Annotated in this window: 1 protein-coding gene and 1 pseudogene; one reads left to right on the top strand and one right to left on the bottom strand. The window is 71.4% G+C overall.

Features of this window, described 5'->3' with window-relative positions; translation table 11 throughout:
• Positions 1–269: hypothetical protein (locus tag N7367_RS19340; protein WP_279943033.1), on the bottom strand; the 269-nt coding region annotated here is incomplete at its 3' end.
• A gap of 285 nt (positions 270–554) precedes the next feature.
• On the opposite strand from N7367_RS19340, the pseudogene N7367_RS19335 reads away from it, so the two are divergent.
• Positions 555–1,235 (top strand): annotated as a pseudogene (locus N7367_RS19335) (M13 family metallopeptidase N-terminal domain-containing protein); the annotation flags it as partial.

Here is a 1,235-nt window from a genome sequence, read left to right as displayed (position 1 = left end):
ATGGACGCCTGCAGCAGCGACGGGGCGTCTTCGGGCACCCGGTCGAACAGGCGCCGGCCGTCGCTGGCTATGCCTTCCAGGGCACGCTCGACGGTGGCCAGTTCCGACTGCAGCAGGCGGTCAACGCCGGTCACCAGCGCCTGGCTCTGGCGCTGCGCCGCATCCAGGCGGTTGCTGAGGTCATGCCACAGGATCACGGCCAAAAAGCCGGCCAGCAGGATCGCCAGCAGCAGCCCGAACCCGGCCACCGCCCGGAGCGACCTTGCCATCGCCTGCATCATCGGCAGCGCTGGAGTGCCAGGCGTCATCGGCACGGGCGTTTACGAAGCAATGGTGGTTCCCCGCGAATGGACAGACTGCCGGGGTCGCATAGCGCACGCGCGCCCGTTCCCCACCTGCGCCGTTGCCGTTCCCCCTGGGCCCCAGCATGCCCCAAGCGGACCGGGCGCGTGAAGCATGACCTTTGCACTAGTGCCACGCGCCGCGCCGGGGTCGACCATACGTGCAACTCCCGTGCCGCCGGCACGGCTCCCCGGCCCTGCGTGGAAACCACCATGACACCCAGACACCTGCTCCTGCCCCTGATGATCGGCGCCGCCCTGGCCACCACCGGCTGCAACCGCGAACCCGCCGCCACGGCCCAGGACGCGCCGGCCGCTGCCAGCCAGCCTGCCGCCACCCCGCAACTGGGCAGCTTCGGCTTCGATGCGGCCGGCATGGACCGCAGCATCGCCCCGGGCGATGACTTCTTCGGCTACGCCAACGGCACCTGGGTGAAGAACACCGAGATCCCGGCCGACCGCTCCAGCCACGGCAGCTTCCACGTCATCGCCGAAAAGACCCTGGCCGGCACCCGCGCCATCCTCGAGGAGGCCGGCAGCGCCACCGACGCCGGCGCCCGCCGCATCGGCGATTACTACGCTGCGTTCATGGACGAGGCCGGCATCGAGGCCCGCGGCCTGGCGCCGCTGCAGCCGTCGCTGCGGGCCATCGCCGGGATCGGCGACAAGGCCGCGCTGGCCCGTGCGCTAGGCGGCGACCTGCGGGCCGACGTCGACCTGCTCAACGCCACCGACTTCTACACCGACCGCATGTTCGGCCTGTGGGTCTCGGTGGACCTGCTGCAGCCCGACCGCGTCGCGCCCTACCTGGTACAGGGCGGCCTGGGCATGCCCGACCGCGACTTCTACCTCGAAGGCGGGCGCATGGCCGAGCTGCGCAAGGCCTACACCGGC

The sequence above is a fragment of the Stenotrophomonas sp. GD04145 genome, from assembly GCF_029835135.1.
GTDB lineage: Bacteria > Pseudomonadota > Gammaproteobacteria > Xanthomonadales > Xanthomonadaceae > Stenotrophomonas > Stenotrophomonas maltophilia_P.
Note: the sequence above shows the minus strand (reverse complement) of the source record. Positions and strands in the feature narration are given on the sequence as shown.